Origin of the sequence: Mucilaginibacter ginsenosidivorans (assembly GCF_007971025.1) — a bacterium.
GTDB lineage: Bacteria > Bacteroidota > Bacteroidia > Sphingobacteriales > Sphingobacteriaceae > Mucilaginibacter > Mucilaginibacter ginsenosidivorans.
This window is the reverse complement of record NZ_CP042436.1, coordinates 2015006-2034718: the sequence shown is the minus strand read 5'-3', so window position 1 is coordinate 2034718 and position 19713 is coordinate 2015006. Positions and strand designations below refer to the sequence as shown.

The 19713-nt window shown below is 45.9% G+C and carries 13 protein-coding genes, 2 tRNA genes and 2 rRNA genes; 10 read left to right on the top strand and 7 right to left on the bottom strand.

Features of this window, described 5'->3' with window-relative positions:
- Positions 1–31: 31 nt before the first annotated feature.
- Entirely contained in the window at positions 32–1645 is a 1614-nt protein-coding gene (locus tag FRZ54_RS09310; RefSeq protein ID WP_147031350.1) for a mechanosensitive ion channel family protein, read from the top strand.
- Here the strand turns inward: FRZ54_RS09310 and FRZ54_RS09305 are convergent, their stop codons facing one another.
- Positions 1646–2626, bottom strand: a complete 981-nt coding sequence (locus FRZ54_RS09305) for an acyl-ACP desaturase (protein ID WP_147031349.1) — start codon at positions 2624–2626, stop codon at positions 1646–1648.
- Between the two features lie 624 nt (positions 2627–3250).
- Here FRZ54_RS09305 and FRZ54_RS09300 point away from each other — a divergent pair.
- The 5 genes from FRZ54_RS09300 to FRZ54_RS09280 all read left to right on the top strand — a co-directional run bounded on the left by FRZ54_RS09300 (position 3251) and on the right by FRZ54_RS09280 (position 10460).
- Positions 3251–3484, top strand: coding sequence for a hypothetical protein (locus tag FRZ54_RS09300; protein ID WP_147031348.1), 234 nt, complete (start codon positions 3251–3253; stop codon positions 3482–3484).
- Positions 3485–3530: 46 nt separating this feature from the next.
- Positions 3531–4877: a sensor histidine kinase gene (locus tag FRZ54_RS09295; protein WP_147031347.1), complete on the top strand. Its 1347-nt coding sequence runs from the start codon at positions 3531–3533 to the stop codon at positions 4875–4877.
- Positions 4878–4890: 13 nt separating this feature from the next.
- The gene (locus tag FRZ54_RS09290) at positions 4891–6948 is read left to right on the top strand and encodes a cellulose biosynthesis cyclic di-GMP-binding regulatory protein BcsB (RefSeq protein WP_147031346.1); all 2058 of its coding nucleotides are present in this window, start codon (positions 4891–4893) and stop codon (positions 6946–6948) included.
- Positions 6949–7062: 114 nt separating this feature from the next.
- Positions 7063–8907: a glycosyltransferase family 2 protein gene (locus FRZ54_RS09285; RefSeq protein ID WP_147031345.1), complete on the top strand. Its 1845-nt coding sequence runs from the start codon at positions 7063–7065 to the stop codon at positions 8905–8907.
- The gene (locus FRZ54_RS09280; RefSeq protein ID WP_147031344.1) at positions 8907–10460 is read left to right on the top strand and encodes a hypothetical protein; all 1554 of its coding nucleotides are present in this window, start codon (positions 8907–8909) and stop codon (positions 10458–10460) included. Before FRZ54_RS09285 ends, FRZ54_RS09280 begins: the two co-directional genes overlap by 1 nt.
- Positions 10461–10586: 126 nt before the next feature.
- Here the strand turns inward: FRZ54_RS09280 and FRZ54_RS09275 are convergent, their stop codons facing one another.
- Positions 10587–10889 (bottom strand): DUF3892 domain-containing protein, encoded by a 303-nt coding sequence (locus tag FRZ54_RS09275; RefSeq protein WP_147031343.1) that lies wholly within the window; start codon positions 10887–10889, stop codon positions 10587–10589.
- A 279-nt stretch (positions 10890–11168) separates the two neighbouring features.
- Between FRZ54_RS09275 and FRZ54_RS09270 the strand changes: the two genes are divergently transcribed.
- The 4 genes from FRZ54_RS09270 (at position 11169) to FRZ54_RS09255 (ending at position 14008) form a co-directional block, all read left to right on the top strand.
- Entirely contained in the window at positions 11169–11597 is a 429-nt protein-coding gene (locus FRZ54_RS09270; RefSeq protein ID WP_147031342.1) for a hypothetical protein, read from the top strand.
- Positions 11598–11608: 11 nt separating this feature from the next.
- Entirely contained in the window at positions 11609–12166 is a 558-nt protein-coding gene (locus FRZ54_RS09265) for a globin family protein (protein ID WP_147031341.1), read from the top strand.
- 224 nt (positions 12167–12390) lie between these two features.
- A complete protein-coding gene (gene hemA, locus FRZ54_RS09260) occupies positions 12391–13626 on the top strand; it encodes a glutamyl-tRNA reductase (protein WP_147031340.1) in 1236 nt (411 codons plus the stop codon).
- Between the two features lie 67 nt (positions 13627–13693).
- Positions 13694–14008: a hypothetical protein gene (locus tag FRZ54_RS09255; protein ID WP_147031339.1), complete on the top strand. Its 315-nt coding sequence runs from the start codon at positions 13694–13696 to the stop codon at positions 14006–14008.
- A gap of 265 nt (positions 14009–14273) precedes the next feature.
- Here FRZ54_RS09255 and FRZ54_RS09250 read toward each other — a convergent pair whose 3' ends face one another.
- From FRZ54_RS09250 to FRZ54_RS09230, 5 genes are all read right to left on the bottom strand, one after another.
- Complete coding sequence (locus tag FRZ54_RS09250) at positions 14274–15683, bottom strand: KAP family P-loop NTPase fold protein (protein ID WP_147031338.1); 1410 nt, start codon at positions 15681–15683, stop codon at positions 14274–14276.
- A 146-nt stretch (positions 15684–15829) separates the two neighbouring features.
- A 5S ribosomal RNA gene (gene rrf, locus FRZ54_RS09245) occupies positions 15830–15941 on the bottom strand.
- A 307-nt stretch (positions 15942–16248) separates the two neighbouring features.
- A 23S ribosomal RNA gene (locus FRZ54_RS09240) occupies positions 16249–19128 on the bottom strand.
- 272 nt (positions 19129–19400) lie between these two features.
- Positions 19401–19477: transfer RNA gene (locus FRZ54_RS09235), tRNA-Ala, on the bottom strand.
- Between the two features lie 96 nt (positions 19478–19573).
- A tRNA-Ile gene (locus FRZ54_RS09230) sits at positions 19574–19648 on the bottom strand.
- Between the last annotated feature and the right edge of the window lie 65 nt (positions 19649–19713).

Sequence of the window (19713 nt, the reverse complement as noted above, 5' to 3'; positions counted from 1 at the left end):
GTTTTATTAACTTTAACATAAAATCGGGTTTATGATAAGATTTTGTGTTATCGCTTTCCAAATACTGCTGCTTGCTGTCCTGCCTGCCGAAGCCCAAAAGCCCAACCAACCACACGGCGAACCTGTCATTATCAACCGGGATACCCTATTCAGGTTCTATACCGGGCAGGGTATGTTTACAGTAAAGGAGCGCGCCGACATTGTGAATAACAGGCTGGCCGCCATCACCAACCGTATTGATTTCAACCCCGATTCGCTGAAGCTAAAAAACGATACTTCGTTATCCGTTATCTATTACGGATCGCAGGTGATGCTTGCGCTGAGCGATAAAGATGCTTCCTTTTCCGAACTCAACCGTCCGCAGCTTGCCGCCAGCTACCTTCAAATACTCAAAAAAAACCTGGGCAACTTTTTCTCCAATAACAGCATAAAAGAATGGGCCATTAATATAGCGGAAGCGGTGGCCGTGATAGGCCTGCTCATCCTATTGATATGGGCCGTGAACCGGGCCTTCAGGTGGGTGAAGCTAAAAACCCTGAAGGCATGGGACAGCCGTTTGGCCAAGCTGGCAAAAAAAGGTGCGCCTGTGGGTTACGCAGCGCGGTTGCGGCCATTCATCGTCAACATTGTGCGTGTGGTGCGTATAGCCATCGTGATACTGCTGGTCTATTTATCACTTCCTATCCTGTTTTTCATCTTCCCGGCATCAAAACCTATCTCGACTGAACTATTGAGCTACGTGGTTAACCCGCTTAAAGATATTGCGCTGTCGCTGTTCCATTTTATACCTAACCTGCTTACCATTACGGTTATCTACATCGTTACGCGCTACATTGTCAAACTGGTTAAGTTCATTGCGGCCGAGATAGAAAGCGGTTCGTTCACCATCAGGAACTTTTACCCCGAATGGGCGCTGCCTACCTACAATATCATCAGGGTGGTGCTGTATGCGTTCATGTTCGTTGTAGTATTCCCTTACCTGCCGGGTTCCGAGTCGAAGGTATTCCAGGGGGTTACGGTTTTTGTAGGCGTGCTGTTTTCCTTTGGTTCGTCTTCGGCCATATCCAACATGGTGGCGGGTATAGTGCTTACCTACATGCGTGCTTATAAGCTGGGCGATCGTATCCAGGCCGGGGATGTTATAGGCGATGTGTTTGAAAAAAACCTGCTGGTAACCCGTATCCGTACCATCAAAAACGAGGATATTACCATCCCCAATTCTACCATCCTGGGCTCGCATACCATCAACTATACTTCATCATCAAAAACCCTGGGGCTTATTTTGCATACCAGCGTTACCATAGGTTACGATGCGCCATGGAAGACGGTGCATGAGCTGATGATCAATGCCGCGCTATCCACCGAGGGCATACAGCAGGAGCCGAAACCCTTTGTGCTGCAAACCGACCTGAACGACTTTAACGTTACCTACCAGGTTAACGCCTACACCGATCAGCCAGCCAGGATGGCCGTCATTTATTCGGCGCTTCACCAGCAAATACAGGATAAGTTTAACGAGGCCGGGGTCGAGATCATGTCGCCGCACTTCACTTCGCTACGCGATGGCAACCGCATACAGATACCTGACGACTATATCGGTAAAGATTACAAGTCGCCTGGTTTTAATGTCAATAAAGAGAAGTGATCAGCCGTTTATCCAGCTGAATTTATACTCCAGCATGGGGTTTTTCATACGCTCAGCTACGCGAAGCAGGCGGGCAGGCAGGTTCATGATATAATCGCGGGCCTTTTCGCCGGTCTCATTCAGGTCCTTTGCACTTTCGATGTGCCAGTCTTCAATTAGCTCTTTCAGTATATCAACATAGTCGATAGCGGTATAGATACCCAGCCTTTGCGCTGCATCGGTAAAATGCCCGAACGTTTGACCCACTTTTAAACCAACTTCGCGCAGAAAATGCGCAGGCATCACTATCTTTTTGCGCATCATATCCTCAAAAGCCAGCATAGCCTCGTTAGGGTCGACCTCGAAAACCTTGCTAATGAAATATTTGTAGGCTTTGGCGTGGCGCGCCTCGTCGCCGGCTATTACGCCGCACATTTTTGAGAGCAGGGTATCGCCATCCTTTTTTGCAGCCGAAGCAACACGGCGGTGTGAAACATTGGTAGCCAGTTCCTGGAACGATGTATAAATAAAGTTACGGTATGGGTCGGTGCCGGTGCCAATGTCAAAACCGTCGGCTATCAGGTACTGGGTTGATACTTCCATCATCCGCATGTTTACGCGGCCCGACAGGTATAAGTATTTATTCAGCAGATCGCCATGGCGGTTCTCCTCGGCTGTCCAGTGACGTGTCCATTTCATCCAGCCGCCTTCCTCGTCTTTCGATACCCCTTCAACCATGGTTAACCACGATTCGTAGGTGGGAAGCGCCTCTTCGGTAATGGTATCGCCTATCAGTACAGCTATCAGGTCGTAGGATAAGCCGGCCGAACTTTCCTGTAATTCTTTGATCTCGGAAAAGAAGGTCTCCCGTGTTGAATCAGGCAGCAGGTCGGATGGCTGCCAGATTGTATCCACCGGCTTCAGAAAGTCGTTGATCTTTTCGAGCATATATTTTTCAATATGCTTCATTACTTCTCTGCGCTTCTCTTCAAAAAATTTCATGTTGTACAATAGGGTGCAAAGGTAACGATTTAATATAATGATTACGTCAAGTGCCGAATTTTATTATTTTGCCCGGGAACACGCGCATCTCTCATGTAACCAGGCTTATGTACGGGGTAATACCACCAGGGAGAAAGGAGAATTCAGGGTCACTATTCGTGCAGCCGCCCGGCTTATCAACTGCTGATTAAACCGGGGGCTTTTGAGCGGGACGATCCATTTAGTTTATATACCACACGCTTTATAAGTAACGTTACGCCTAAGGTATATGTTTTGATAATTTGCAATTTACCGGTCACCCGTTTTGCATCGTAGCTTATGCGGCAAACAACCGTGCAAAAGCGCCGGCACGGGCTGTTTTCGGATAATATTTATTTGGCACGGCTGAGCGCCATTTTCATTACATGCTGATAGTCAACGGGTAATTATGGTTATTTAAATCCCCAAAATGGTAACAAAACACCGCCTTAGTCTCGTATAACACCTCACATTTTTAAAGTTTGGCCGGCGCCGCGGATTTTTTTTCGGGCGGAACAATGCCCGGCCCGGCATTTTTTAAACGCGGCGGAAAATCTTGTGCTTTTAAATTAATGTTGCTTTAATAATTGAAAATCAGGAGCTTCAATGGCATTCTTGTACCTTACATCGTTACCACAATTAAAACCAACCCGCGAGTTATTAACCCCGTTGCCCGGTTTTTGCGGCTGTTTTATCTCTAATTACCTGCCCCATGGCGCGTTTTTTGCGGGTTCAGCACCTGTTGGCGCGGTAACAGGCATCAGTATACTTAACAGGATGTTAATAAACGTTGTTGAGAACCACGCGTTTTTCAATTATTTTTACTATAATTCACGCTAAATTAACGACTGGTTGAATCCTATTATAAACTAAGAAAACCCAATAAATGCTCGTTCAAATTACCAAAGAAGAATTTGCCAGGGAAATCGCAAAAAAGGCATGGTTTCAAACCAACAATATCATCTGGACGATCATACTGCTTTATTGGCTATTCAGCATCCCCGATTTTATTTACGCGCCCGATATATTCCTGCAGTTTTTCATCGTCCGCATTATCATCATACTGATACTTTATATCCTGTATCAATGGCTGCACAGTAAAAACTATAACCACCGCATTATACTCCATACCGCATTCTTTTTGATGTCGGTCACATCGGCATTGTTATGCACAATCGTTAATCCCGGCAACCTGAACATTTACTTCCTGCTTTATGCAGCCGTAGTATTGTTTTTTAACATGCAGGTTTTTTGGGAACCGGTCAATTCCATTATACAGGCTTTGCTATCGCTGCTGATGCTGGCTTTGTTTTTTAATCTTTTCAGCGAATCGACCATCGACGTATTCATCAGTAACGGCGGCGAGTATTTTTTCATTATCCTGGTTATTTCATGCCTCATCCCCAATGCACGGCATAAGGTGATATTACGCGAGGTACACCAGCAGATAGTTATCGAAAAATCGAACGAGCAACTGAAGGCGCAAAACAGGGACATCAGCGAGAAAAACCATATCATCGATATGCAATACGAGCGCCTGCGCAAGCTCGACGAGCAAAAGAACAGCTTTATTAATATCGCGGGCCACGACCTGAAGAACTTGGTGGGATCCATCATCATGAGTAACAACATGATCAAAGAGGAAGAGGACAGGCTAAGCGCCGATCAGAAAGAATTTACGGGATACATAGGCCAATCGGCCGAGAAAATACAGTACATGTTAAGCAAACTGATGGATGTGCGCGAGATCGAGTCGCCCGAACTGCAGTTCAACATGGAAGTATTTGACATTAACCAGGAAGTGATGCACGTTTACCGCGGCCTGGTTGAAACCGCGCAGATGAAGAATATTCACCTGGTGGACAATATTCTGAAGCTGCCCCTGAACGTGAAGCTTGACCGTGTATTTACCGGGCAGATATTCCAGAATTTACTATCGAACATCATCAAATTTTCACAAACCAATAACAGCATTAATGTGGTTACCAGCCTGCAGCGCCAGCGCTTTGTTTTTGAGATAATTGACGAAGGCACCGCTATAGGCCAGGATGAACTGGATATGATGTTCAACAAATTAAAAACTTTAAATGATGCTTCGGCGCATGTGGAGAGCCGGCTTGGGCTGGGTCTTTCGATAGCCAAGCTGATGACCCAGGAAATGGGCGGCGAGCTTACTTACCGCAGCGACGAACATGGCAATTATTTTAGAGTAGAATTTAATGTGATCAATTAATACCTGCAACCAAATGAATAAATTTTTAAGCCTTTTAGCTCTTGCACTACTGTTGAGTACAGCATCAATGGCGCAAAGCATTGTATCGTTCAAAGCGATGGGGCACGACGATGAACCTATCTACGGCATGATAGGCGCCAGTGCGTTTTACCTGAAGATCAGCCCGCTGGTTGAAATGAACGGGAGCAAACTGGTGCTTTACATCGAGCCGTCGCAGGCGCTGATCAAAGACCACTCATTTGTAAACGTCGTGATCAACGAAAGGCCAGCTTACAGTGCACGCCTGAGCAAAGATTCGGTACAAAAGATAACCATAAACCTGACGCCGGAGGACCTGCCGGCCGACAAGTTTTTAAAGGTGCAGGTAAAAACATTGCTCACCGTATCCGACGATAAATGTAAGGACCTGGACAATCCCGCCATGTGGGTAAAGGTGAAGGATTATTCCTACCTGTCGCTTGTAAAAACGAATACCAACTTCTTTAATAATGTAAACATCAGCAACTGTTTTGAATCGAAACGGGCGATAGTTTACCCGGTTAACCCTTCGCTGCACGACCTGAAGGCCGTTGCCTGGGCCTATTCGCGTTTGAAAAAGACGCTTAATAAAGATATTAAAGTTTACCAGGAAGATGCCCTGCCCGATACCGTGCGCAACTATATTATGGTGGGCAAATGGGGCAGCCTGCAGGCAGACAAAAAGCAATTGATAAACGTTACACCCGAGCCGGGCCAGGGATTACTTTTCCTGAAAAAGGCGCTGGTTACGTACGAAGATTCGGTAGCAAAAGGTAAGGCAAAAGTTAAAGAGGCCGTTACGGTACCGGGTGAAATATTATTTGTGACCGGCGGAGATGATGCCGGCTATGAAAAAACAATAACAGCGCTGGGTAACATGAATATCCTTAATTCGTCGTTCGGCGAATACCTGCTGATACAAAATGCCCAAAACAATTTCTTCAAAACGGTAGAGGAGAACCGCACAAGGCTTTCGCTGCGCCAGATAGGCGGGGCACCTAATTTTATGTCGGGTATCGGTTCGCTCACCAACGTGTACAGCTTCAAGAACAGCGACTTCAGCTTTACACCGAAAGAGGTTGAACTGCATTTTGTGGCCAACTACAGCAGCCTGACACCTGGTGACCGCGGTTATTTCAATATCTACCTCAATGGCATGCTCATCAGCAGCGAAAGGCTGGACGCCACCGGTAAGCTGAACACATCGGTAAGTATTAACCGATACCAGCACCATAAGTATAATACGGTGGAAGCCGAGTTCAGGATATACCCGAGCAGCGGCAACTGTATCAACTCGTTCACCAACTTCTTCGCGGAGATAGATGTCGACAAATCGTACCTGGAATCGAAGAACCCATTCATTACGAATGACCTGAGTTTCTACCAGTACCCGGAGGCATTTAACAGCGGCACTACGCTGATCGTCATCAGCAAGGAATATGCTAAATATGCAGCTTCGGCCCTGGGCGAGATCATTTATGAATTGAACAATAACATTAATGCCAATAACTTCCCCGAGTTTACGTATTCGGACAAGGTAGGCGCTGCTGAGTTGAAAAAGTACAACATTGTCGCCCTGCTGTCGCAGCATGACCCGTTGATAGATAAAATGCCGGATGCGCCGATACGGTTCAATCAAAAATTCAGGATACTCAATAATGAGAATAACAAAGAGGTGTACCGGCTTTCGGACTCGGTTTCAAATGGCCTGGCGCAGATATTTTATGGCCGCAGCAATAATGCCGTGCTGGTTATTACTGCTACCGGCAGCCAGCAGTCTGATGCATTCCTGGCTGCATCCAAATCGATCACCGAGCAATTGTCGACCTTGTCGAGCAACATGTGCATATCCGATGTGAATGGCAATAAATACCTGTTCAACATCAATAAATCGAGCGAGAACCTGGAGTATTTTGATAGTAAAAGCGCTTTGACGCGTTTCTGGGAAACTTACAACCTGTACATTTTGCTGGGTATCCTGGTGCTGATACTGATGTCGTTCCTGTATGTACGATCGAAAGTGCAGAAATCTCAGGAGCTGTTCAATGATTAGCCCCATCCCAACCCTTCTCCAATGGTTAAGGGCCTTTAAAAATATGCCGGCCTGGAATCCTGTTATTTAAGGAGGATTTAAGTAAGGCAAACTAATAAATTATAACAACTACAAATGGCAATTTCGGTCCCTGAACTTCTGGTAAAGGATGGTTTTATATCAGCTAACGATCGGATACGCATTGAAGATTATTCAGCAAAAACTGAACAGTCTTTCCTGAAAATTGCCCTTAGTTACGGCTACATTTCCCGCAAAAACTATGGCCGGTCGATGAATAATGCGGGCTATGAGTTTACCGCCATACGCGACCAGCAATATGATGAAGATGTGATAAAGGAGATAGAGCTCGATTTTGCCGACGCTCATCTCGCTATCCCCCTCCGGATCGAGAACAATAAGGTGGTGACCGTTATGGCCGACCCGACCGACCGCTTACTGATCGACTTTGTGCGGATGACTTACAACCGCGAGCCGGAGATCATCATAGCCGACGACCTTGACATTACCTGGCTGAGCCATAAACTGCTTGGCGAAAAACAGGTCAAGTCGGCGGTATTCGAGTTGCTCAACCGCGACCCGAACAGTTCGGCACTGACCACCTTTACCGGGCCGCAGCTGGTATTTTTCTTCCTGCTGGTTGGTGGTATAGCAGCAGGCGCCGTGTTAAATTTCAAGACGGTGATGATCACGCTGAATGTGCTCATCAGCCTGTTCTTCCTGGTGGCTATTATCTTTAAGCTTTTTTTATCATTGGTGGGTTCACGGTTCGAATTGTACCAGGCCGTTACCAAGCATGAGCTGAAACACCTGCACGATGACGACTTGCCTGTGTATACGATCCTGCTACCGGTTTATAAGGAAGACAAGCTGATAAAAAAACTGATCTGGAACCTGCAGAGCATAGACTACCCGCGCGAAAAACTCGACGTTAAACTGCTGATAGAAGAGGATGACGAGAAAACACTGAATGCCGTGCGCAACCTGGATTTCCCGGCGATTTTCGAGGTGATCATCGTCCCTTTCCACATGCCGAAAACCAAACCGAAGGCATGTAATTACGGGCTGCATTTTGCAAGGGGCAAATACCTGACCATTTACGATGCCGAGGATATCCCGGATACCGACCAACTTAAAAAGGTGGTAACGCTTTTTAATAAACTGCCGGAACACTACATCTGCATACAAAGCGCACTGAACTATTTTAACCGCAACGAGAACTTTCTGACGCGGATGTTCACGCTGGAATATTCGTTTTGGTTCGACTATATGTTGCCGGGGCTTGATACCCTGGATATCCCTATCCCGCTGGGCGGCACCAGCAATCATTTTAAAATAGACGCCCTGGTTGAACTTGGCGGCTGGGACCCTTTCAATGTGACCGAGGATGCCGACCTGGGCGTACGTGCGTATGCCAAAGGCTACAAGGTTGCTATTGTCAATTCCACCACCTACGAGGAGGCCAATAACGAGCCTATTAACTGGATACGCCAGCGGTCGAGGTGGATAAAAGGGTATATGCAAACCTACCTGGTGCACATGCGCAACCCGGTGCGGCTGATCAAAAAGATCGGCTGGCGCGGGTTCCTGGGGTTCAACTTTTTTGTGGGCGCCACACCTGTTACGTTTCTTGTGTACCCGATATTGCTGATCGTCTTTTTGGCGTATGTTATATTTAATATATCGTCTATCAAGCAGCTTTTCCCCGACTGGGTACTGTTTGTGTCCATCTTTAACCTGATGGTAGGTAATATCCTGATGATCTATGTCAATATGATGGCCGTTTTCAAACGCCGTTTTTACGAGCTGATCTTATTTGCCATTGCCAACCCGGTTTACTGGCTCATGCATTCGGCTGCGGCTTATAAGGGATTATATCAGTTAGTTGTAAAACCGTTTTACTGGGAAAAGACCAATCATGGCCTGAGTAAGGTAAACAGCGCTACAAACGTGATAAGGTAATGCACAGGAGAACATTATATCTCATTATTCTTTCGCTGCTGCTGGCGGGCTACTACATTTTTATTGGTGTGTACCTGCATAACCTGGGTTATCACAACCTCGAGGCACTTTTCTATTCGGAAAAAAACAAAATACTGATCGAGGGCCTGGGCAACCGCCTGAAGGTGATGGGCCTTACCGCCCCCATCCTTCCGTTTTATGGTACGTTCATTTTTTCCTTCAAAAGCTTCCTGCTGGGCCCCATATTCGCATCGGCGGTGGGTACCGCCCTGCTGTTCTATATCATGGCACATACGCTTACCAAGCGCAGTCACGACGACTTTTACATGCTGATACTGCTGGTGCTGTTTACACTGCACCCGGGACTTTTATATACCGCATGTTCGGGTAAGTCGATATACCTGGTGCTTATTTTCCTGTTCCTGTTCTTTTATCATATACTCAGGTACTACAAATCGAACACCACCTTTCACGTTTCCATTGCCAGTATATGCCTGGTGGTGCTGGTTTTTTGCGATTATAAGTTTATCTGGCTCACCCTGTTTTTCATCCCGCTGGTGCTCTTCATCGCCACACAGAGCCTTAACCTGAGCGAACAGGAAACTATTTTCAGGCTGGTACAAAGCTTTAACGCGCCGGCACTCAGGCGTAAGCTCATCAATAAAACGTTTGCAATATATATCATCATATTCCTGTTGCCGCTTGCGTCGATAGCTATATTTAAGATGCTGAACCTGACGCATGCCAACGACCTCGACTACTTCCTGGACAGCCCCTACGCAACGTGGACAGTGCTGACCGAGAAGCTGCAATTTGAGCAGGCAACGAGTTTTGTACATTATCAATCGTCGCAGATATCACCGCTGGTTACGGCAAGCATTGCGCTGTATTGCCCTATGATCGTGGTGGCCATTTACCTGTTCAGGCATAATACTTACCAGATACTTACCGTTGCCGCCCCTTTTGCCTTTGTGGAGTTCCTGCAGATAAAATACGATAAGATATTCCTGGCGCACGAGTATTTTCTCATCTTCCTGGTGCTGTCGCTTTTATGTATCGTATTCAGGGGGCACCGGCACGAGAATCAGCGCGTAATGAAAACCTTGCTGACCGTCATTGTGCTGATACAACTGGTTACCGGTTACTTCTTTTTGAAGAACTCCTTTATTTTTGAGGAACGGGACTTTGTAAATACCCTGTTCCACGCTACGCCCGACGACGGCCAGGCCGAAAATAAAGAGATGGCATCGTTCATTAACAGCCTGCCGTTAGAGCAGCAGGTTATGATCGATGATGCTGTAGCTTACCCGGTTGTGGCATTTTCGGATCATATCCAGCGCTTTACCATGCCTTACCAGGAAACCTACCTGAGTGCAAGCGAGGCCCCGGAAAAATATGTTAATTATATACTCATTGCTACCGACCGTAACCCGCTTACCGGTTACACGCAATTGAATAACAAATACCTGCCTGCCATCAAAAAATCTGACAGTAACCTGAACGTGCAAAAAGTGTACGAGACAGATAACTGGATATTGTATAAGGTGTTGTAGGTTAGTGATTAGAGGCTGGTAATCAGAGTTGATATCTTTAATATTCGCCAGCTCTGCCTTTCACAAATCAATACCTTCTCATTATCTAAATAAGGTTTTATATATTTTGAAAGGCCTTCGGAAAATCTATCTTACCACCTTCAGCACATCACAATCGGGCAGGGCCAGCAAGGTATCGGGGCTGTAGTCATCCGTTTCGGCTTTAAGGTATTCTTTACCGTTGTGCGACGCTACAACGATCTTTATTTTACGCCCGCCGTATTGTACATAATACTTTTCCATGCCGGTTTTAATGTAATGCAGCACCATATAATCGGGCAACTCCCAGGGGAAGCCGAGATACTCGCCTCCAAAGCTTTTGATGATCTCATGGGGATCAAAATAATAGTTCCGCTTTGTAACACACGAAACCTGACGTAATACTGCCATAAAAATTGGGGTATAAAGGGGCAAGTACAATATATGGTAACACACCTGTTACAATCAACAGTTAAAACACCCAATTGTTACCGTGTTTTAACGGTGTACCTATCTCCCGCCCGAATTTATTTTCGGGATGAGGCTGCACGGCCTTATTCATTATCGGCTATAAAAGCGCTTTAACTCCCCCAGGTTGTTGGAATGTTCGGCGGCGGCGAAATCCGCATGGCTATTCCCTGCGTAACTCTACCAAATAACAATCTTAATCAAAAACTAAAAACTCACCTTATGAAAACAAAAACCATTAAAAAGATAGCGCTGTACAGCGTTTCTGTCTTTTTGTTCCTGGTGGTGGTGCTGGCGGTTCACATTTACTGGGTTTATCGCCCGAAAGCCCTGGGGCCTTACTCAAAGACGATGGCCAGGATAGACATCAAACAGCCAATAACCCAGGACGATGCCAATAAAATTTCGGCCTGGATGTATCACCAAAAAGGCATAGATCATGTACTGGTAAACCCCGACAGCCGTATAGTGGTGTTCACATTTTTCCCCATCAAAACAAGTGGAGACAAGATTGTGAACAACTTCAAATCCGACTTCCACATGAACGCCGAGCGCTTTGTACCGACAGAGGCCGACCTGGCAGGCAGTTGCCCGGTAGCAAAAACATCGGTCACTTATAAAGTTTACAAATTCATCGAACACATACTCTAAAAACAATTATTATGAAAAAAGTACCATTCTTAGCCGTTATTATGATCAGCCTGATGGCTATCTCATTTTTCTCGGCGTGCAGTAAAAAATCAACTCCAACGCCCGTTAAGGCTACGTTATACGACTCGTTGGGCGGAAGTACCATGGTGGCCGATCCTGCCAATCCGGGCATGATGATACAAAAGGGCCGCCTGGGTATCCGGAGCGTTATAGACAGCACCATATTTGTTATTGCTGCCGACAACCGCATTAACGGGCATTTTACTGTGCTGCTGTCTGAAGTAACCGCTGGTAACCTGTCGGGCTTCGCTGAACTGAGCGACAACCTGACAACATTTGTGGCCGTTGCCACCGGTTCTAAAAGTTATACCTACGCCGGTATGAACATGCACGATGCGCACGACCCAGCGGTGAATAACCGTATGAACGGCAAAGCTACCAGCGCCGATTTCGATGCGTTTGTAGATGACCTGGTAAAGGGCGCTAATAAGAATCACCTGCCATCAAACCTGATAGCCTCGGTTGGTGCATTGGTTGAGACTTTAAGGACCCAGGTGGTTCAAATGTAAAATACTCTTGAATGCTGTGAAGTGGATGAAGCGGGTTTGGGTTGAGTTTTCCCGGCCCGCTTCTTTTTTAAAAATGATCCATATCATTTTTTTACCGACTTCAAATCACGCGGCAATACCTTTTTAGCCCTGATATTTGAGATCGTGAAATCAGGGAAAACCAAAACGATGTATTTTATAAGGGCGATAACCTTTAGGTTATTTGCCGCGTATCTAAACTAACCATGCAAACAAACAAGCCATCCGATATTTCGAACTTCTGTGTTGCCGGCATCAACTATAAAAAGACAGATGCAGCTACACGCGGGATGTTTTCCATCAGCAGCGAACACTATGAAGGCATATTGCAGGCAGCAGCCGAACAGGGTATAGTGTCCGTGTTCATCCTGTCTACCTGTAACCGCACCGAGATATATGGTATGGCCGATAATGCCAGCGAGCTTGTAAGCCTGCTTTGCAGCCACGCCCAGGGCGATGCAGTCACATTTACAAAAACAGCCTACATTAAAAAAGGCCGCGAGGCGGTAGAACATTTGTTTAGCGTTGGCGCCGGACTTGATTCGCAGTTATTAGGCGATTATGAAATTGTAGGTCAGCTTAAACAGGCGGTAAAATTTTCGAAAGAACGTGGTGGCATTAATTGCTTTATGGAACGCCTGGTAAATGCCGCGCTGCAATCGTCAAAAGAGATCAGAACCAATACGGCGCTTAGCGGCGGAACTGTTTCGGTTTCATTTGCTGCGGTGCAGTATATAAAAGAACATGTGATCAACTACGAACACTGCAACATCGTGCTGGTTGGCACGGGCAAGATAGGCCGCAATACCTGCAAAAACCTGGTGGATTATTTAGGAACAAGAAACATTACCCTCATCAACCGGTCGGAAGATAAAGCCATACAGCTGGCAAAAGAACTTGGACTGAACCATGCCCCGCTGGATGAATTGAGCCGGCAGGTTCGTAATGCCGATATCGTACTGGTAGCAAGCAGCGCCGATGAGCCCGCTATTTTAAGAAGTCACCTGGAAAATGCCGGCGACAAACTGATCATCGACCTTTCGGTACCTAATAATGTAGAAGCTTCGGCAAGGGAGCTTGCAAATGTTACATTGGTGAATGTGGACGAACTCTCAAAACTGAAAGACGCCACGTTGAAAAAACGTGAAGCTGAAGTGCCTGTGGCGATGAAGATTATTGCCAAACACCAGGAGCAATTTATGGAATGGTGCCGCATGCGCCGCAACGCGCCGGTGCTGAACGCGATAAAGGGAACCCTCAAAAAAATTGCCGATATACATAACCGCGAGCTAAATAACCCGCAAACACGCTGCCCGTACATCGCAGCGGAGCAAAGGATACAACAGGTAATCAATGGCGTGGCCGGAAGGATGCAGAGCCAAAATCAGCCCGGCTGCCATTACCTGCAAGCCATCAACGAATTTATCGGCCCTCATCGATAAGTGTCACAACATCTATTTTTACATTCCTGCTACGGTAATTGCTGCCGTTGCCCGGTATATTTGTGTTATGGAAAAAACGCAGATACTGGTAATTGGCCGTAACGAACAGATATTGAATACTATAGAGCGGCTGATAAACAACAACCCCAAATGGCACGCCACCGCCTGCCTGACCGATGATGCCGCTATCAGCGCCTGCGATAGGCAGCGTTTCGACCTGGTGCTGATAGGCGGCGGGGTGGATGAGGATTCAGAAGCGAACCTGCGCAAAGCTATCGCCGAACGCCATCCAGGCACCCCCATCATACAGCATTTTGGCGGCGGCAGCGGATTGCTGGCAACGGAGATCAATATGGGGTTGGGAGGGAGTACTGAGTCTTAAGTCCGTGGTTTGATCAACCCAACCCAGTTTCCCCTTAGTGTACCGGACTTTCAGACACCGCACCACAGTTGACTATTGACCCTGCCTGCGATAGGCAGGCATTGACCATAAACAAAAAAGCCCGTAAGCAATGCGCACAGACTTTCGATTCCGCCACGGCGGTTAAAAAATTCGGCACCGACCTACTCTCCCATCCCGTAGGTACGGGACAGTACCATAGGTGCTCCGTACGAAGCCAATTTAGGTCAACTAGCGGGCGACAAAGTTAGGTATCTAAAAAATTCTCCAACAAATCTATCTTATTCAGCAGGTAACTAATTCTAACCCCATTCTCAGAACGAAAAGCTGGTTGATCAAGAGCCTCCAAAAAGGCCTTATCGTAAGAGGCTGGGAATAACGATGTAATTAACAATATTTTTTCTCCTGTTTTTTCATCCCGATCGATGATCTTGGAAGAGTAATTGACCTCCTGATAATAAGTGTGATAGAAATTAATTATCCGTGCTGCCAGATAAATAAGCGAAGAAATATTAAAATTATCAGATATGGGTGGTAGCACTCCTTGGAGTTTATCTACGAATTGTTGTGGCGTTAGTTTTCTGTTCCTTATTTCCCAGTAAAAATCTTTATACATATCTCTTAAAAAAATTAGCACCACGAATACGTCTGGAAAAATATAGTTTGTCTTTGGAAACGTATTGAGAGTCACCCTCGCATGAGAAACGATTTTTTCTTGCTGCCTTAAACTAGAATTATGGCTTTCGAAAAGTATATTCGCAATATCTAAAAATCTATTCTTGTCGTCTGCCAAGTCTCGGTGTTTTCTTTCGTTGGCATTAAAAAATTCATCGAATTCATAGTAATCGCATAAATACCTCGTGAACATGTCACGATCGGGTTCGGGTATATGATACTCTATATCAATAAATCTTCTCAGGTATTCATTAGAATCGATCAAATCGCTACCATAAAATCCTTTTATCGCATTCCCCAATTGTGCTTTGTCTATAGATAATACAAACACTATTCCTTTTACACTAAAAAAATGCTTTATATTTTCCAGTATTTCTACCGCATAATTGGGTCGACACCTATCCAACTCATCTACAATAAATATTAAGGGTTTGCCATTTGTGTTTTTTTGGATAAAGTCCGCTAGCTCGACTTTAAAATCAATCAGTCCGTTTTTTTTATTTAAATACTCATCAATATCATCTTTTAAAATTTCCGCAGCGGATTTTGTAGCTTCTTCTATTGCATCAGATACTGCATCCATATCGATGTATTTTTTTGCAATTGCTTTTGCAATTCCTGGTAATACATTCTTCGTTATAATTGCGCCTTTTGATAATAAATCATCAAAAGTTTTTACTTTTTTGTTAGAAACAATCGTACGTAATTCCGACAATATTGCTATTAGAGGGCTCCCATCAAAATCGTTTACCCAAGCGTTAAAATATAGTGTCTTAAATTCTTCATTTTCTAAATGTTGCTTCCACATTTTCACAAACGTGGTTTTGCCAGAACCCCATTGATTATCAATTGAAATTACAAATCCATCAGAATAAGTTTCTACTATATCTGTAAGAAGTTCGCCATATTTTCTTCTTCCTAACTTGCAGTTTTTAAATGGATTATTGGGAGGTATTTCTATTTCTTGATGTTTTATATTCATAATTTAAATATACACATTTGCTTATCGCGACTTTCGAGAATTCGACCTGCAGTCGCTGTTATCACTGCACCAGTAAAAGATGCAATAAACAAGAAAGCCCTGTAGTTTCCTACAAGGCTTCTGATTGACACCATAAAGGTGATAAAATTTGGCACCGACCTACTCTCCCACATTTTACTGCAGTACCATCGGCTCTGGCGGGCTTAACTTCTCTGTTCGGAATGGGAAGAGGTGGACACCGCCGATATAGGCACCTGAATGCTTTTTAGATTTGAGATATTAGATGTGAGATTTGAGACTTATTGTCCCGCGGCCCTGTCTGCTATCCTTATCTGATATTTTATTAGATCTGATCGGTGGCTATGCTATGGAGACTTTGTCTCACATCTCATATCTCACGTCTCCTATCTAAGACATTACTGGAAGAAGTTATTTCGAAAAGAAGTACAACAGTTTTTGTTTGTTATCTGTTGATGTGTTGTTGAGAACCAAGAGTCAAGGTTCAAGAATCAAGACAATGTCCTGGCTCCTGGCTCTTGCTTCTTGGTTCTGCCATTTTTCCATCACGAAGAAAGCTTCGGGTTATTAGTATTACTCGGCTTTGATGTCGCCACCTTTAGACCTGTAACCTATCAACGTAGTAGTCTCCTACGACCCTCAATGGAAGTCTCATCTCGTGGCTAGTTTCGCACTTAGATGCTTTCAGCGCTTATCTATTCCCAACGTAGCTACTCTGCAATACAGCTGGCGCCATAACAGATTCACCAGAGGTTAGTCCAACCCGGTCCTCTCGTACTAAGGTCAGCCCCACTCAAACTTCCTACGCCCACAACAGATAGGGACCGAACTGTCTCGCGACGTTCTGAACCCAGCTCGCGTGCCACTTTAATGAGCGAACAGCTCAACCCTTGGGACCTTCTCCAGCCCCAGGATGTGACGAGCCGACATCGAGGTGCCAAACCTCCCCGTCGATATGAGCTCTTGGGGGAGATCAGCCTGTTATCCCCAGCGTACCTTTTATCCTTTGAGCGATGGCCCTTCCATGCAGAACCACCGGATCACTATATCCGTCTTTCGACCCAGCTCGGCTTGTCTGCCTCACTGTCAAGCAAGCTTATGCTATTGCACTCCCCGTACGGTTACCAAGCGTACTGAGCTTACCTTTGAAAGCCTCCGTTACCTTTTTGGAGGCGACCACCCCAGTCAAACTACCCGCCAAACAATGTCCTCGTCTGTGACGAGTTAGACACCAAATACAGAAAGGGTGGTATTTCAACGTTGACTAACTGACTCCTAGCGAAGCCAGATCACTGTCTCCCACCTATCCTACACATCCTGTATCCGATATCAATGTTAAGTTGTAGTGAAGGTGCATGGGGTCTTTCCGTCCCGTTGCGGGTAACCGGCGTCTTCACCGATACCACAATTTCACCGAGCTCATGGCTGAGACAGCGCCCAGATCGTTACACCATTCGTGCAGGTCGGAACTTACCCGACAAGGAATTTCGCTACCTTAGGACCGTTATAGTTACGGCCGCCGTTTACCGGGGCTTCGATTCAATGCTTCGCCTTGCGACTAACATCCCCTCTTAACCTTCCGGCACCGGGCAGGTGTCAGGCCTTATACGTCATCTTTCGATTTTGCAAAGCCATGTGTTTTTGTTAAACAGTCGCCTGGGCCTTTTCACTGCGGCTAGCATTGCTGCCAGCGCCCCTTCTCCCGAAGTTACAGGGCCATTTTGCCGAGTTCCTTAGCCATGATTCACTCGAGCACCTTAGGATTCTCTCCTCGACTACCTGTGTCGGTTTACGGTACGGGTTTTTATAACCTGAAGTTTAGCAGGTTTTCTTGGAAGCCTGATTACCTGGACTATCCACGCCCCCGAAGGTTTGCGGTACTATCGGCTTTCAGCAAAGTCTGCGTACTTAACTACAAACTCTATACCTACGGCCTTTAACGAACTATTCCGTCAGTTCGCGCCAGTTTCACTACTCCGTCACTGCATCACAATTATAAAAAGTACTGGAATATTAACCAGTTGTCCATCGGCTACGCCCTTCGGCTTCACCTTAGGCCCCGACTAACCCTGATCCGATTAGCGTTGATCAGGAAACCTTAGTCTTTCGGTGGGCGGGTTTCTCTCCCGCCTTATCGTTACTTATGCCTACATTTGCTTTTCTGCCCTCTCCACGGTTGCTTGCCGCTCCCGCTTCGCCGATGGCAGAATGCTCCCCTACCAGTTGCATTACTGCAAATCCATAGCTTCGGTATACCATTTAATGCCCGTTTATTATCCATGCCCGATCGCTCGACTAGTGAGCTGTTACGCACTCTTTAAATGAATGGCTGCTTCCAAGCCAACATCCTAGCTGTCTGTGCAATCGGACCTCGTTAGTTCAACTTAATGGTAATTTGGGGACCTTAGCTGATGGTCTGGGTTCTTTCCCTCTCGGCCATGGACCTTAGCACCCATAGCCTCACTCCAGCGTATATTATAAAGCATTCGGAGTTTATCTGGATTTGGTAGGATTTGACTCCCCCGCACCCAATTAGTAGCTCTACCTCTTTATAACTCAACCGCCAGGCTGTTCCTAAAAACATTTCGGGGAGTACGAGCTATTTCCCAGTTTGATTAGCCTTTCACCCCTACCCACAGATCATCCGGAAACTTTTCAACGTTTATCGGTTCGGTCCTCCAGTACCTGTTACGGCACCTTCAACCTGTCCATGGGTAGATCACAAGGTTTCGCGTCTACCTCCACTGACTATACGCCCTATTCAGACTCGCTTTCGCTTCGGCTGCGTGTCTTAAACACTTAACCTTGCCAGTGAAGAGTAACTCGTAGGCTCATTATGCAAAAGGCACGCCGTCACCACACAAGGTGGCTCCGACCGCTTGTAAGTACACGGTTTCAGGTTCTTTTCACTCCCCTGTTCGGGGTTCTTTTCACCTTTCCCTCACGGTACTGGTTCACTATCGGTCTCTCAGGAGTATTTAGCCTTACCGGATGGTGCCGGCAAATTCCCACAAGGCGTCTCCGACCTCGCGGTACTCAGGATACCACTATCCCACTATCAATTACCCGTACGCAGCTGTCATGCTCTATGGCCGGGTTTCCCACCCCGTTCCGGTTCTCTTTAATGTTCATGTTGTGGTCCTATAACCCCGTACATGCCGTAACATGTATGGTTTGGGCTTCTTCCATTTCGCTCGCCACTACTCTGGAAATCACTGTTGTTTTCTCTTCCTATGCTTACTTAGATGTTTCAGTTCAGCACGTTCGCGCATTTATGCAATCAGTCTTCAACTGATTAGGTTTCCCCATTCGGAAATCCGCGGATCAAGTCATATTTGCTGATCCCCGCGGCTTATCGCAGCTTATCACGTCCTTCTTCGCCTCTGAGAGCCAAGGCATCCCCCGTGTACCCTTTCTTACTTTCTTCTACCGATTACGCCTTTTGCTCGTAATGGTATGTCTTTATTTGAGATGAGATTTGAGTATTGAGATTTGAGTATTGAGACTGATTTGCATCTGTCTTATAGCTCATATCTAACAGCTCAGATCTATCCCTACTGTTGTCTTCTCTTCAATTTAACTTCTTCCAATATGTCAAAGAACTTTTTGCTTTGCAGATTTGAGATATTAGATTTGAGATTTGAGACTGCTTATCGCTTTTGTCTCATATCTCATATCTCACGTCTCTCATCTCAAGCATGGTGGAGAATAACGGATTCGAACCGTTGACCCTCTGCGTGCAAGGCAGATGCTCTAGCCAGCTGAGCTAATCCCCCTAGTTGATGCTGAAAGCTGAAAGTCCAAAGCTTAAAGCTTTTTTCCTTCTCCCTTTCATCCTGATGCTTTCGGCTTTTTGCTTTCTGCTCCAAATGTAGTCCCGAGCAGATTTGAACTGCTGACCCCTACATTATCAGTGTAGTGCTCTAACCAAACTGAGCTACGGGACTCTTTATTAGTTGCAGTCTCCAGTTGCAGTTGCAGGACTTTTCTGCCTACTGCTGCTGCTACTGCT